Origin of the sequence: Rathayibacter sp. AY1E2 (assembly GCF_002932325.1) — a bacterium.
GTDB lineage: Bacteria > Actinomycetota > Actinomycetes > Actinomycetales > Microbacteriaceae > Rathayibacter.
This window is the reverse complement of the sequence record NZ_PSVO01000004.1, coordinates 123,744-137,659: the sequence shown is the minus strand read 5'-3', so window position 1 is coordinate 137,659 and position 13,916 is coordinate 123,744. Positions and strand designations below refer to the sequence as shown.

Sequence of the window (13,916 nt, the reverse complement as noted above, 5' to 3'; positions counted from 1 at the left end):
CCGATGCGACTCAACTTCTCGCCTCCGGACTTGACGCGAGACGACGGACGCGTAAACTTGAGCGTGCGGGGCTCAACTCCCGCAGAGGATTCCGCACCACCCGTCAACTGACCGGCAGCCGCCCGCGCGACGCCGATCGCGAAGGAGAACAACGCATATGTCCCGTGCCGTAGGCATCGACCTGGGAACCACCAACTCTGTCGTGGCCGTCCTCGAGGGAGGCGAGCCCACCGTCATCGCCAACGCCGAGGGCTTCCGCACCACGCCGTCCGTCGTGGCGTTCACCAAGGACGGGGAGGTGCTCGTCGGCGAGACCGCGAAGCGCCAGGCCGTCACCAACGTCGACCGCACCATCGCGTCGGTCAAGCGCCACATGGGCACCGACTGGACCTTCGGCGTCGAGGACAAGAAGTACACCCCGCAGGAGATCTCGGCCCGCATCCTGGGCAAGCTCAAGCGCGACGCGGAGCAGTACCTGGGCGACAAGGTGACCGACGCGGTCATCACCGTCCCGGCCTACTTCAACGACGCCGAGCGCCAGGCGACCAAGGACGCCGGCGAGATCGCCGGCCTCAACGTCCTGCGCATCATCAACGAGCCCACCGCGGCCGCGCTGGCCTACGGCCTCGACAAGGGCAAGGAGGACGAGCTCATCCTCGTCTTCGACCTCGGCGGCGGAACGTTCGACGTCTCCCTCCTCGAGGTGGGCAAGGACGACGACTTCTCGACCATCCAGGTCCGCGCGACCTCGGGCGACAACCGCCTCGGCGGCGACGACTGGGACCAGCGCGTCGTCGACCACCTGGTCAAGCGCTTCAAGGACTCGACCGGCGTCGACGTCTCGAAGGACAAGATCGCTCGCCAGCGCCTCAAGGAGGCCGCGGAGCAGGCGAAGAAGGAGCTCTCCTCGAGCACCTCGACCAGCATCCAGCTGCCCTACCTCTCGCTCACCGAGAACGGTCCGGCGAACCTCGACGAGACGCTCACCCGCGCCAAGTTCGAGGAGCTCACGAGCGACCTGATCGAGCGAACCCGCAAGCCCTTCACCGACGTCATCGCCGAGGCGGGCGTCAAGGTCGAGGACATCGCTCACGTGGTCCTCGTCGGCGGCTCGACCCGCATGCCGGCCGTCGCCGAGCTCGTCAAGAAGCTCACCGGCGGCAAGGAGCCCAACAAGGGCGTCAACCCGGACGAGGTCGTCGCCGTCGGCGCCGCGCTGCAGGCCGGCGTCCTCAAGGGCGAGCGCAAGGACGTCCTCCTGATCGACGTGACCCCGCTCTCGCTGGGCATCGAGACCAAGGGCGGGATCATGACGAAGCTCATCGAGCGCAACACCGCGATCCCGACCAAGAGGTCCGAGACCTTCACCACGGCCGACGACAACCAGCCGTCCGTCGCGATCCAGGTCTTCCAGGGCGAGCGCGAGTTCACCCGCGACAACAAGAACCTGGGCACGTTCGAGCTGACCGGCATCGCGCCGGCCCCGCGCGGCATCCCGCAGGTCGAGGTCACCTTCGACATCGACGCCAACGGCATCGTCCACGTGTCCGCGAAGGACAAGGGCACCGGCAAGGAGCAGTCGATGACGATCACGGGCGGCTCGTCGCTGCCCAAGGACGACATCGACCGCATGGTCCGCGAGGCCGAGGAGCACGCCGCCGAGGACAAGGCCCGCCGCGAGGCCGCCGAGATCCGCAACAACGCCGAGACCCTGGCGTACTCGATCGACAAGCTGATCAAGGACAACGAGGACAAGCTGCCCGAGGACGTCAAGTCCGAGGTGCAGGGAGACGTCGACGCGCTGAAGACCGCGCTCGCCGGCGACGACGACGCGGCCGTCAAGACCGCGTTCGACGCCCTCAACGCCTCGCAGACCAAGATCGGCCAGGCGATCTACTCCCAGGACCAGGCCGCGCAGAGCGCCCCCGCGGACGCTCCGGCCGACGGTGACAAGAAGGACGACGAGGACATCGTCGACGCCGAGGTCATCGACGAGGACGAGCCGAAGGACACGAAGTAGCCATGGCAGCCGAGAACGAGCCCCAGGACCTCCCCGAGGAGCAGCCGGCCACCGGCGGCGAGGCGGGAGCCGAGGCGGCGCAGGACGCCCAGGACCAGGAGGGCCTCATCGAGGCCGAGGGGCCCGACGTCGAGACCAGCCTCTCGGACGCCGACCTCTCGTTCCTCTCGGGACAGTCCAGCGCCGAGACGCTCGCGGCCGAGCACCTCGCCGATCTCCAGCGGGTGACCGCGGAGTACGCGAACTACCGCAAGCGCACCGAGGCCAACCGCCAGGTCGACAAGGAGCGGGCGATCGGCGACGCGGTGAAGGTCATCCTCCCCGTGCTCGACGACCTCGACCGCGCCGAGAAGCACGGCGACCTCGCCGAGGGAGGGCCCTTCACGGCCATCGCGCAGAAGCTGCGCGGCGGAGTGGAGAAGCTCGGCCTGGTGAAGACCGGCGCCGTGGGCGACCTGTTCGACCCGAACATCCACGAGGCGATCTTCCAGCAGCCCACCCCCGGCGCCGAGACCTCCACGGTCGCGGACGTCGTCGAGGCGGGCTACTACCTCGGAGGCTCGCTGCTGCGGGCCGCCAAGGTGGTCGTGGCAGTCCCCGCCGACTGACCCCGCCACCGGCACCACCACCGCGGAGGACCCCGCCCCGCTCGGCAGCACGCTGCCGGACCGGGGCGGGGTCCCTCGCCGCATTCGACACAGGAAGAGGCACATGGCCAGCCAGGATTGGTTCGACAAGGACTTCTACAAGGTCCTCGGCGTGTCCAAGGACGTCTCCGCCGCGGACCTGAAGAAGACCTACCGCAAGCTCGCCCGCCAGTTCCACCCCGACTCCAACCCGGGGGACGCGAAGGCCGAGGCGCGCTTCAAGGAGATCAGCGAGGCGTACACCGTGCTCTCGGACGCCGAGCAGCGCAAGGAGTACGACCAGATCCGCGCCATGGGCGGCGGAGCGCGCTTCACCGCGGGCGGCCAGCCCGGAGGGTTCGACGACGTCTTCGGCGGCATGTTCGGCCAGGGCGGGCGCACCTCCTACAGCACCCAGCAGGGCCCGCCGCCCGGCTTCGAGGACATCCTCGGCGGCATGTTCGGCGGCGGAGGCAGCCGCTTCGGCCAGCCCAGCGGCGGCTACCGCGGCTTCGGCGGCCCGCAGAAGGGCGCCGACGTCACCGCCAGCACCACCATCGACTTCCGCACCGCGACCCGGGGCGACACCGTCCAGCTGCAGACCGGCGACGGGCGCACCCTCTCGGTGCGCATCCCCGCCGGCGTGGCCGACGACCAGAAGATCCGCGTCCGCGGCAAGGGCCGCCCCAGCCCGGACGGCGGCGATCCCGGCGATCTGGTGCTCACCGTCTCGGTGCGCAAGCATCCGGTGTTCGAGCGCGACGGGCTGAACCTGCGCGTGACGGTTCCCGTGACCTTCGTCGAGGCCGTCTTCGGCGCGACGATCGAGGTGCCGACCCTCGGCGGCGAGCCCGTCAAGCTCCGGGTCGCCGCAGGCACCCCGAGCGGCCGCGTCCTGCGCGTCAAGGGCCGCGGCGTCACGACCCCCAAGGGCACGGGCGACCTGCTCGCCGTCCTGCAGGTCGCCGTCCCGAGCCACCTGTCCGCCGCCGCCCGTGAGGCCCTCGAGGCCTACGCCGCCGCCGAGCCGGACGAGGACCCGCGCGAGGACATCCTGGAGAAGGCCCGCTACTAGCACCGGATCGGCGCGACCGGTCGGAGGAGGAGACATGGACGAGAACACGCCCGTCTTCGCGATCGCCGTCGCCGCCGATCTGGCGGGGATGCACCCGCAGACCCTGCGGCAGTACGACCGGCTCGGGCTCGTGAGCCCGACCCGCACCGCGGGCAAGTCGCGCCGCTACTCGATGCGCGACGTGGTGCAGCTGCGCGAGGTCGCGCGGCTCTCCTCCGAGGGCGTCTCTCTCGAGGGCATCGCGCGCATCCTGCAGCTCGAGAACCAGGTGCAGTCGCTCTCGCAGCGGGTGCGCGAGCTGGAGTCGGCCCTCGCCGACGAGCTCCTGAACCGGCCGGGCCGCCGCGTGTTCGCCGCCGGACTCGAGGGGGACGTGGTCACTCTGCGCCACGGCACGCGCGCGCAGCGCCGGACCGAGCTGGTCGTCTGGCGCCCCGCGCCACGATCAGGGGCCGCCGACGACGCCACACCCTGAACGAGGGGTAGCCTGACCGGGCGCCGCCCCGTCATCGCGGCGCCTGCCCCTCCGCTCGGGGCGGAGAGCAGGAGGACCGCCGTGGACCACGACAGCAGCACCCCGCGCGACGAGCGCGACGCCCGCCGGGAGCAGGCCGCCCAGGAGCAGGCGTCGGACGCCTCGCGACAGGAGCAGGCCCCGAACGCCACGCGCGCGTCCCGCAGGACGCCCGTCGTCCCCGACAACGGGTTCTCCCGCGAGTCCTACGCGATCCACGCCACCCGCAGCGACCTCCCCCTCTTCTCGGATGCGCTGAACGCCGGCCGCGACGACTCCGGCTGGCTGTCGTCGCTCTCGAGCACCCTCGCCGGACCCACCGGGCCGGTCGGCTCCCCGGACTCGGCCGCCGAGACGGCGCAGGCCGCGCTCGACCGCCGCACCCGCCGTCGGAGAGAGGAGTCCGACTCCTGAGCCGCGGCTCCGGCTAGTCGCGCAGGCGCGTGGCGGCCATCCGGGCGTCGACCAGGCGGCCGCCGCTGAGGCGGGCGAGGATCACGGAGCCGAACGGCAGCGCGCGCACGAGGGGCAGACCCTCGACCCGCTCCTCGTCCGTGTAGCCGAGGAGGACGTACATCCCGACCACGGCGATCGCGGCGATCGTCGCGACCCGCGCCGGGATCTGGTCCATCGTGCCGCCTCCGCCGTCGATCGGCTCGGCGAGCGTGACGCACATGAGGAAGATCGACGCGTAGACCGCCAGATGCACGTGGGAGCGGCTCCACGGGCGCGCGAGCGCGGCGATCGGCAGGATCCAGAGGGCGTACCAGGGGTGGATGGCGGTCGACGCCGTCACGAACGCGAGCAGCGCGCCGGACAGGCGGGCGAGCGGATCGATGGAGCGCCGCGACAGCATGAGGCGCGCAGCGATCAGGCCGGCGAGCCCGAGCGCGAGGATCTTGACCACGGCGATCGCCGCGGCGGGGTCGTGACCGGTGAACTCGACGGCGCGGGAGACCGAGACCGTGACGAACGACATCGGCGCGTACCAGTGCAGGATCGAGCCGGGCACGACCATCGCCGCGACCCAGCCGACCCCGACGCCCGCGAGCAGCCCGACGGCGACCACGAGGCCGAGCGCTCCGGCGCCCGTCCAGAGCCAGCCGCGGGTGCGCTCGCGCCACGTCGCGTCGTGGCGCAGCCACAGGAGCGCGAGCACGGGGAGCGCGATCACGGCGATCGGCTTGATCGCGATCGCTCCGGCCATCAGCACGACGGCGGCGATGCGCCGGTCGGTCTGGGCGTAGTAGAGCGACGCGAGGATGAGCGCCAGCATCACGGAGTCGTTGTGGCCGGCGACGACGAAGAGCACGAGGGTCAGCGGGTTGGCGACGATCGTCCAGGCGGTGAGCGGGACCGAGAGGCCGCGCAGGCGCGCCAGGCGGAGCGCGTAGACGGCCATGACGGCCACGCCCGCGACCGACACGGCGCGGAGCATCGCGATCGAGAGCTCCGGTGCGCCGTAGCCGGCGAACTGCACGGCGGTGCGCTCGATCAGGAGGTAGAGGGGCCCGTAGGGCGTGGGCGTGTCGGCCCAGAGCGGGTCGACGCCGAGGTCGAACCAGCCCGGGAGCGTCGCGACGCCGTGGGTGTAGGGGTCGATGCCCTGGGTCATCAGGCGACCCTGCGCCACGTAGGAGAACATGTCGTGGCTGAACAGCGGCACCGTCACGAGGAGCGGAGCGGTCCAGGCGAGGGCCGCCACCACGATGGTGCGGACGGAGCCGGGGCCCGCCGCGAGCGCGACCGTGCGCAGGCGGAGCCACGCGATCAGCAGCAGCATCCCGCCGCCCACGACGAGGGCGCCGCTGGACTCGGTGAGCCAGCCCGTGGCGCGGATCGAGGCGACGAGAGGCCAGTCGCGGATGGGCGAGCCGGCGGGCAGGTAGCCCACGCCGAGCGAGCCGAGGAGGATCGCGATCGAGCCCAGCAGGCCCGTCGCCAGCGGTGCGGCCTCCATGAAGCGGAGCCGCGGTCGGCGCTGCCGTCCCGTTGCCCGGGCCGTGTCCGGCCGCTCGATCGTCCCCCGTGAAGCCATCGGAGCCACGCTAAAGGATGGGACTCCGAAGTGCATGGACGGCCGGTGAACGGTTGATCAGTCGGCGCTCAGGTTGTACAAGCACCCGCACGCGCACCGATCAGGGCAGGCGCGGCACCGGGGCCGGCTCCGCGAAGCGCAGCTGGTTGCCGAACGGATCGATCACGTCGAGCGCGAAGCCGAACGGCGTGCGGGTGATCCGCGGGTTGAGGTAGGGGTACGCCTTCGCGTCGAGCTCGGCGTGCAGCTCGCGGACACCGCGGAGGGCGACGTGCACCGCGGCGCCGGGACTGCCGTCGCGGTGGTGCTCGCTGAGGTGCAGGCGGAGCCCCGAGCGCGACACCTGCAGGTAGAGGGGGGCGTCGAGCGCGGCGCGGTGCTCCCAGTCCACCTCGAAGCCGAGGTAGTCGACGTAGAACTCGCCCGCCTTGGCGACCGAGAAGATCCGCAGGATCGGCACGGCCGCCTCCAGTCGCACCGGCTCGAGCCGGTCCGGCTCCTCCGCGCTCGACCGGTCCCGTGCACGCCGTCTCGTCTCCACGCCACGAGGCTAGCCGCCCCGCGGCCGGCCCGGCGCCGGAGGGTCAGTCGACGAGATCGAGACCGCGCAGCAGCCGGAGGGTCTCGACCCCGGCGGGCGGGCAGCGGCCCGCATCGGAGCCGTCGACCCAGTGCAGCGAGTCGATCTCGCCGCTCGGGCGCGCCTCCCGGTCGAGCTCGGCGGCGAAGACGCTCATGTGGACCTCCCGCCCCTCCGGCTCGCCGTGCGCCTGGGTGCGGACGGTGAACAGGGGCTCGAGGCCGAGCGCGACGGCGCCGAGCTCCTCGCGGGCCTCGCGGGCCGCCGCCTCGATCCCGCTCTCGCCCTCGTCGACCTTGCCGCCGGGGAGGTAGAGGACGTCGCGGCCCCGCGCCGTGACCATCAGGACGCGCCGGTCGCGGAGGACGGCGACGGCGGACACGACGATCGGCGGGAGGGTGCTCATCCGCTCATCATGCCCGCCGCGGGCGGACCGTCGCGGCGCCCCCGCGGCTACCATGGGGGCACACCAGAAGGACGCGCGCAGCCGGCGCGCGCCGGGGCCCCGTGCGCCCGAACAGCTGAGGAGCAACCCGTGGCAGAACCCACCACCCTCGACAAAGTCATCACCCTCGCGCAGCACAGGGGATTCGTCTTCCCCTCGGGTGAGATCTACGGGGGCACCCGCTCGGCGTGGGACTACGGGCCGCTCGGCGTGGAGTTCAAGGAGAACATCAAGCGCCAGTGGTGGAAGACCTTCGTGCAGGGCCGGGGCGACGTCGTCGGCCTGGACTCCGCGGTCATCCTGCCCACGGCGATCTGGCACGCCTCGGGACACGTCGGCGTCTTCTCGGACCCGCTGACCGAGTCGCTGATCACCCACAAGCGCTACCGCGCCGACCACCTCTTCGAGAAGTACGAGGAGGTCAACGGCCACCCGCCCGTGAACGGCCTCGCCGACATCCCGGACCCGGAGCACCCCGACAAGGTCGGCCAGTGGACCGAGATCAAGCAGTTCTCGGGCCTGATGAAGACCTACCTCGGCGTCGTCGACGACGAGTCGGGTCTGCACTACCTGCGTCCCGAGACCGCCCAGGGCATCTTCACCAACTTCGCGAACGTGCTGCAGAGCGCCCGTCGCAAGCCGCCCTTCGGCATCGGCCAGATCGGCAAGGCGTTCCGCAACGAGATCACCCCCGGCAACTTCATCTTCCGCACCCGCGAGTTCGAGCAGATGGAGCTCGAGTTCTTCGTCGAGCCCGGCACGGACGAGGAGTGGCAGGAGACCTGGATGCAGCTCGCCTGGGACTGGTTCGTCGGGCTCGGGATGAACCCCGAGAACATCCGGCAGTACGAGCACCCGAAGGACAAGCTCTCCCACTACTCCAAGCGCACCGTCGACATCGAGTACCGCTTCAGCTTCGCCTCGGGCGAGTGGGGCGAGCTGATGGGAGTCGCGAACCGCACCGACTACGACCTCAAGACGCACATCGAGCACTCGGGCAAGGACCTCTCGTTCTTCGACCAGAACAAGAACGAGCGCTACGTGCCGTTCGTGATCGAGCCGTCGTTCGGCCTCACCCGCGCGCTCATGGCGTTCCTCGTCGACGCCTACGAGGAGCAGGAGCTGCCGCCGAACGCCAAGGGCAAGGTCGAGACGCGGACCGTGCTGCACCTCGACCCGCGCCTGGCGCCGGTGAAGGTGGCCGTGCTGCCGCTCTCGCGCAACGAGGCCCTCTCGCCGCTCGCGCGCCGCGTCGCCGACCAGCTGCGCCAGCTCTGGAACGTCGACTTCGACGACTCCGGAGCGATCGGCCGCCGTTACCGCCGCCAGGACGAGATCGGCACCCCGTACTGCGTGACCGTCGACTTCGACTCGCTCGAGGACGACGCCGTGACCGTCCGCGACCGCGACACGATGAAGCAGGAGCGCATCCCGCTCGAGCAGCTCGAGTCGTACCTCTTCACCGGGCTCCGCGGGGCCTGACGCTCCTCCCGGGACGCCGCCGACCGGACGGGCCGGCGGCGTCCCGGAGGGCGCGGACCAGCCGGCCCTGCGGTCAGCGCTCGCGGGCGAGCAGGGCGAAGACGAGGGTCGAGGTCCACTCGCCCTTGCAGAACTCGTCCTCCCGGTGGTGCGCCTCGGGGCGCATCCCGAGGCGCTCGCAGAGGCGGGCGGAGGCGGTGTTCCGAGCGTCGAGCTGCGCGATCACGCGGTGGGCGCCGAGGGTGTCGAACGCGAGGTCGAGCAGCGCCCGGGCGGCCTCGGTCGCGTAGCCGCGCCCCTGCGCCTCCGGGTGCAGCACCCAGCCGATCTCGACCGCCTCCTGCTCGACGGACGTCGCGATGAGCGTGAGGTCGCCGATCATCCGCCCGGCGAGGACGCCCTCCCGGGGGACGATCGCCAGCACGGCCACGTCGCCGTCAGCGGCGAGCCGTGTCGAGGGGAGGCGGCACTGCAGGTGCGCCCGCGACTCCTCGGGCGTGCGCACCGGCCAGCGGAGGAACCGGACGGCGTCGGCGTCGCCCTGGTAGCGCGCGTGGTCCTCGGCGTCCTCCGGTCCGAGGGGACGCAGGAGCAGGCGCTCCGTGAGCAGCGGCGCGGAGCACAGCGGTTCCGCGTCGAAGGGGAGCCGGAGGCTCACGCGGTGGCGGCGTCAGAGTCGGGGCGCGCGGCGGCGGGCTCGGCCGGGACCTCGATGCCGAAGAGCGCCTCGAGCCCGGTGAGGTACGCCTCCTGCGCTCCGGCGCGCGCGTAGTCGCGGGCGCGGACGCTCGGGGTGTGCAGCAGCACGCCGGCGAGGTGGCGGAGCGCCTGCTCGGTGCGGCCGTCCTCGTCGCCGCGCGAGCGGGCCCGCTCGATCTCGGCGTCGAGCGCGTCGAACACGTGAGCGCGCAGGGCGACGACGGCCGGAGTGAGGCTCTTCTCGTCGGCGACGTCCGAGAACTTCCGGGCCGCCTTGTCGACGAGCGCGCGCGCCTGCTGCGACGCGTCGAGCACGTCGAGAGGCGCGTGCAGGCTGATCGTCTCGAGGTCGAGGAGCTCGACGCCGGCGACCGAGGTGACGTCGGAGGCGACGTTGCGCGGCAGGCCCAGGTCGATCACGAGCTGGCGCTCGCGGGAGAAGCCCTGGAGGCGCCCGGCGGCGAGCAGGGCGGCGTCGAGCACCGGCTCCTGGGTCGTGGTGCAGGTGATGACGATGTCGGCCGAGACCGCCTCGAGCGCGAGATCGGCGGCGGCGATGGGCCGGAGCGAGCGGCGGGCGGCGAAGCCCTCGGCGCGGCCGGAGGGGGAGTGCACGGCGATGTCCACCACTCCGCGGTCGCGCAGGGCCGCGACGGTCGCCCGCGCGTAGCTGCCGGTGCCGACGAGGAGGACGCGGGCGGCCCGCCAGTCGGTGACGCGGCTCGCGGCCAGGTCGAGCGCGAGGCGCACGATCGAGCGGCCGGCGCTGCCGAGGCCGGTGCGGTTCTTGATGCCGCGCGAGGTCTGCGAGGCGCGCTGGAACAGCCGCTCGAGCTCGGAGGAGGTGGTGCCGAGGCGGCGCGCCTCCTCGAGGGACCGGCGGACCTGGCCCGCGATCTCGCCCTCGCCGACCACGACGGACTCGAGCCCGCTGGAGACGGCGAAGAGGTGCTCGGCCACCCGGTCGCCCGAGACGACGTCGACGCTCCCGCGCAGCTCGTCCTGCTCGACGCCGGTCGCGGCGCTGACGGCGGCGGTGGCGGCCTCGACGGCGACGGCCTGCGCGGCGGTCAGCGGCTCCTCGATGTCGAGGTAGGCCTCGAAGCGGTTGCAGGTCGCGACGACGACGGCTCCGGAGACGAAGTCGATCCCCTCGGAGAGGGCCGCGGTCACGGCGGAGGAGTCGACGGAGAGCTTCTCGAGGAGATCGAAGCTGGCGTTCTTGTGCGACGCCGTCAGACACAGAAGCACCACGTCAGTCTACGCGCGCTCTGCGGGGCGGGGTCCCCGGACTGGGGAGGAATGCACGGATGCGCCTGGAATAATGCCGCGGTGACCTCCCCCACCGACGGCCTGCTCGATCCGCTGCACCCCCTCTCCGCCGGCCGCACGGCCGACTCGCTGCTCCTGCGCGCCTACCGCTCCGAGCGGGGCGAGAGGACGCCCGTCTGGTTCATGCGCCAGGCCGGCCGCAGCCTCCCGGAGTACCGGGCCCTGCGCACCGACACGAAGATGCTCGACGCCTGCCTCGACCCGGCGCTGGCGAGCGAGATCACCCTGCAGCCGGTGCGGCGCCACGGAGTGGACGCGGCCATCTTCTTCAGCGACATCGTGATCCCGCTGCGGCTCGCGGGCGTCGGCGTCGACATCGTCCCCGGGCGCGGTCCGGTGCTCGAGAAGCCGGTGCGCACGGCCGCCGACGTCGCCGAGCTCGCCTCGATCGACCCGTCCGTGCTCGACGAGACGCTCGAGCCCATCCGCGAGGGCGTGCGCCGCACCGTCGCGGGCCTCGGCGACACTCCGCTCATCGGCTTCGCCGGCGCTCCCTTCACCCTGGCCGCCTACCTGGTGGAGGGCGGCCCGTCCAAGGACCACCTGCGCGCGCGGACGATGATGCACGCCGACCCCGCCGCCTGGGCCCAGCTGATGGAGTGGACCGCCGAGGTCACGGGCCGCTTCCTCCGCGCGCAGGTGCTCGCCGGGGCCAGCGCCGCGCAGCTCTTCGACTCCTGGGCCGGGGCGCTCTCGCTCTCGGACTACACGACCCACGTCGCTCCCGCCTCCGCGCGCGCCCTCGTCCACGTGCGCGACCTCGCGTTCGACCACGGGGAGACGCGCCGCAACGTCCCGATCGTGCACTTCGGCGTCGGCACCGGCGAGCTGCTCGGAGCGATGCACGGCATCGGCGCCGACGTGGTGGGCGTCGACTACCGGATCCCGCTCGACGAGGCCAACCACCGCCTCGGCGGCTTCGTGCCGGTGCAGGGCAACGTCGACCCGGCGCTGCTGACCGCGCCGTGGGAGGTCCTCGAGTCCCACGTCGACGACGTGCTCCGCCGGGGCCTGAGCGCCCCCGCGCACGTGCTCAACCTCGGCCACGGCGTGCCGCCCGAGACCGACCCCGACGTGCTCACGCGCCTCGTCGCGTTCGTGCACGCCTGGCGGCCGTGAGCGAGGAGCGCCCCCGCGACGCGGCGTCGTACGACGTCGCGGTCGTCGGCGGCGGAGTGGCGGGGCTCGCCGCCGCCGCGGAGTGCCTGCGCATCGGCCTGCGCGTCGTGGTGCTCGAGGCGGGGGAGCGGGTCGGCGGCTCCGTCTCTCCGCTCGCCCTGGCCGGAGCCGCGCTCGACGCGGGCGCCGAGAGCTTCGCCACCCGCGGCGGCCACGTCGAGCGGGCGCTCGCCGCGCTGACCCTCGACGGCGTCCCGCTCGCCGAGTCGATCGTCGAGCCCCGGACGCACGGCTCGTGGCTGCACCTCTCGGGCGGCCGCTCCGTGCCGTCGCCCCGGGCCGGCATCCTCGGCATCCCCGGCACGCCGCTCGCCCCCGACGTCGTGCGGGCGATCGGCCGCCGCGGCGCCTGGCGCGCCTGGCTCGACACCCTGATGCCGGTGCTGCGCATCGGCCGCGCGCACTCCCTCGCCGAGCTGGTGCGCACCCGGATGGGCGAGCGCGTGCTCGAGGACCTGGTCGCGCCGGTCGTCTCCGGCGTCTACTCGAGCCGGCCGGACGACATCGACGTCGACCTGGCCGCACCCGGACTGAACGGCGCGCTCACCCGCGCGGGCTCCCTCGCCCGGGCCGTGGCCGCCCTCCGCGCGAACCTCCCGGCCGGAGTCGCGGTCCGCGGGCTCGAGGGCGGGATGCACCGCCTGGTCGCCGCGCTGGTCCAGCGGATCGACTACCTCTCCGGCGAGATCCGCACCGGCGCCTCCGTGCAGCGGCTCGAGGGCTCCGACGGGGACTTCGTCCTGACCCTCGCCGACGGCGCTCTGAGCGCCCGAGCGGTGATCGTCTCGACCCCGGAGCGCGACGCCCGGGCGCTGCTCGCCGGCCTCGCTCCCGCCGTCGCGGAGCGCGCCGACGAGGCGCCCCACGACTCCGTCGAGCTGGTGACCCTGGTCCTCGACGACGCCCGCCTGGACGCAGCCCCCCGCGGCTCCGGCGTGCTCGTGGCGCCCACCGCCACCGACGTCACGGCCAAGGCGATCACGCACGCGACCGCGAAGTGGGACTGGCTGGCCGCCTCCCTCCCTCCCGGCCGCCACGTGCTGCGCCTCTCCTACGGGCGCCCGGGCGAGCGCCCGCCGCTCGAGGGGCGCACCGATGCCGAGGCGGCCGCGATCGCCCTGCTCGACGCCTCGACGCTGCTCGGACTCGCCCTCGATCCGGCCTCGCTCGTCGACTCCGCCCGGGTGCGCTGGGCCAACGTCCGCCCCGCCGCGGCGCTCGGCCGCCGCGCGCACCTGGAGGCGTTCCGCGAGGCGCTCCTCCCGATCGAGGGAGTCGCCGTGACCGGCACCTGGATCGCGGGCACGGGCCTCGCCTCGGTGCTCCCGCACGCCGCCGAGACGGCCGCCCTTATCCGGCGCCGACTGGTGCGTCAAGGAGTCGGGCTGCCGAGCGACGCCCGCGACGCCGACGGCTACTCTTAGGCCCAGGCATCCGCGCGAGCGCGCGGCGTGCCCCGGCACGAGTGGTCACCGACCGCGTGGACGATCGCGAGAGCGACCCAGGACGAGGAGTAGGCGTGAAGGGCAAGATTCTTTTCGTGGCAGGAGCCGCAGCCGGGTACGTGCTGGGAGCACGCGCCGGCCGCAAGCGGTACGAGCAGATCGCCTCGGCGGCAGGCCGCTTCTGGCGGACCCAGCCGGTGCAGGACGTCGCGGGCGCCGTCGGCGGTGCCGCGAAGACCCAGCTGAGCAGCGTCTCGGACAAGGCGTACGAGGTCGTGCGCTCGGTGGTCGTCAAGGCCGTGTCCGGCGGCAGGAAGGCCCAGGGAGCGAGCGACGCGGAGGCGTCGGCGGCCGCCCGCAAGGCGGCCTCGAAGGTCGACGAGGCCGCGGCGTCGGCCGGCTCCGGCGGGTCGACGACGTCCACCTCCACCAGCAGGGCCTAGTGCTCATCCCTCCGGCCGTGCCAGGCGCGCGCCGGCCG

14 protein-coding genes are annotated in these 13,916 nt (G+C 73.0%); 9 read left to right on the top strand and 5 right to left on the bottom strand.

Features of this window, described 5'->3' with window-relative positions; all coding sequences use genetic code 11:
- Positions 1–157: 157 nt before the first annotated feature.
- From dnaK to C5C49_RS05365, 5 genes are all read left to right on the top strand, one after another.
- Positions 158–2,020, top strand: coding sequence for a molecular chaperone DnaK (gene dnaK, locus C5C49_RS05385; RefSeq protein WP_104222890.1), 1,863 nt, complete (start codon positions 158–160; stop codon positions 2,018–2,020).
- Positions 2,021–2,022: 2 nt separating this feature from the next.
- Positions 2,023–2,628, top strand: coding sequence for a nucleotide exchange factor GrpE (locus C5C49_RS05380; RefSeq protein ID WP_104222889.1), 606 nt, complete (start codon positions 2,023–2,025; stop codon positions 2,626–2,628).
- A gap of 103 nt (positions 2,629–2,731) precedes the next feature.
- The gene (locus C5C49_RS05375; RefSeq protein WP_104222888.1) at positions 2,732–3,721 is read left to right on the top strand and encodes a DnaJ C-terminal domain-containing protein; all 990 of its coding nucleotides are present in this window, start codon (positions 2,732–2,734) and stop codon (positions 3,719–3,721) included.
- Positions 3,722–3,755: 34 nt separating this feature from the next.
- The gene (locus tag C5C49_RS05370) at positions 3,756–4,196 is read left to right on the top strand and encodes a heat shock protein transcriptional repressor HspR (RefSeq protein WP_104345617.1); all 441 of its coding nucleotides are present in this window, start codon (positions 3,756–3,758) and stop codon (positions 4,194–4,196) included.
- An 81-nt stretch (positions 4,197–4,277) separates the two neighbouring features.
- Positions 4,278–4,649 carry a hypothetical protein gene (locus C5C49_RS05365; RefSeq protein WP_104345616.1) on the top strand — a complete coding sequence of 124 codons (372 nt, stop codon included), beginning with the start codon at positions 4,278–4,280 and terminating at the stop codon, positions 4,647–4,649.
- 13 nt (positions 4,650–4,662) lie between these two features.
- Here C5C49_RS05365 and mptB read toward each other — a convergent pair whose 3' ends face one another.
- The 3 genes from mptB to C5C49_RS05350 all read right to left on the bottom strand — a co-directional run bounded on the left by mptB (position 4,663) and on the right by C5C49_RS05350 (position 7,259).
- Entirely contained in the window at positions 4,663–6,273 is a 1,611-nt protein-coding gene (mptB, locus tag C5C49_RS05360; RefSeq protein ID WP_146078786.1) for a polyprenol phosphomannose-dependent alpha 1,6 mannosyltransferase MptB, read from the bottom strand.
- Positions 6,274–6,373: 100 nt separating this feature from the next.
- Positions 6,374–6,814: a glyoxalase superfamily protein gene (locus C5C49_RS05355; protein WP_208543318.1), complete on the bottom strand. Its 441-nt coding sequence runs from the start codon at positions 6,812–6,814 to the stop codon at positions 6,374–6,376.
- A 43-nt stretch (positions 6,815–6,857) separates the two neighbouring features.
- Entirely contained in the window at positions 6,858–7,259 is a 402-nt protein-coding gene (locus C5C49_RS05350) for an NUDIX domain-containing protein (RefSeq protein ID WP_104222884.1), read from the bottom strand.
- 129 nt (positions 7,260–7,388) lie between these two features.
- Here C5C49_RS05350 and C5C49_RS05345 point away from each other — a divergent pair, with 129 nt between their 5' ends.
- Positions 7,389–8,780: a glycine--tRNA ligase gene (locus C5C49_RS05345; protein ID WP_104226140.1), complete on the top strand. Its 1,392-nt coding sequence runs from the start codon at positions 7,389–7,391 to the stop codon at positions 8,778–8,780.
- A 73-nt stretch (positions 8,781–8,853) separates the two neighbouring features.
- On the opposite strand, the gene C5C49_RS05340 is transcribed toward C5C49_RS05345, so the two are convergent.
- Together C5C49_RS05340 and C5C49_RS05335 are read right to left on the bottom strand one after the other, a co-directional pair.
- Positions 8,854–9,438 carry a GNAT family N-acetyltransferase gene (locus tag C5C49_RS05340; protein WP_258068390.1) on the bottom strand — a complete coding sequence of 195 codons (585 nt, stop codon included), beginning with the start codon at positions 9,436–9,438 and terminating at the stop codon, positions 8,854–8,856.
- On the bottom strand, positions 9,435–10,730 hold the full coding sequence (locus C5C49_RS05335) for a glutamyl-tRNA reductase (RefSeq protein WP_104222952.1): 1,296 nt from the start codon (positions 10,728–10,730) through the stop codon (positions 9,435–9,437). Before C5C49_RS05335 ends, C5C49_RS05340 begins: the two co-directional genes overlap by 4 nt.
- Positions 10,731–10,781: 51 nt before the next feature.
- Between C5C49_RS05335 and hemE the strand changes: the two genes are divergently transcribed.
- From hemE to C5C49_RS05320, 3 genes are all read left to right on the top strand, one after another.
- On the top strand, positions 10,782–11,930 hold the full coding sequence (hemE, locus tag C5C49_RS05330) for a uroporphyrinogen decarboxylase (RefSeq protein ID WP_104222882.1): 1,149 nt from the start codon (positions 10,782–10,784) through the stop codon (positions 11,928–11,930).
- The gene (locus C5C49_RS05325; protein ID WP_244229490.1) at positions 11,927–13,414 is read left to right on the top strand and encodes an NAD(P)/FAD-dependent oxidoreductase; all 1,488 of its coding nucleotides are present in this window, start codon (positions 11,927–11,929) and stop codon (positions 13,412–13,414) included. The genes hemE and C5C49_RS05325 overlap by 4 nt, the downstream gene beginning before the upstream one ends.
- A 95-nt stretch (positions 13,415–13,509) precedes the next feature.
- Positions 13,510–13,878 carry a hypothetical protein gene (locus C5C49_RS05320; protein WP_146076613.1) on the top strand — a complete coding sequence of 123 codons (369 nt, stop codon included), beginning with the start codon at positions 13,510–13,512 and terminating at the stop codon, positions 13,876–13,878.
- Positions 13,879–13,916 lie beyond the last annotated feature (38 nt).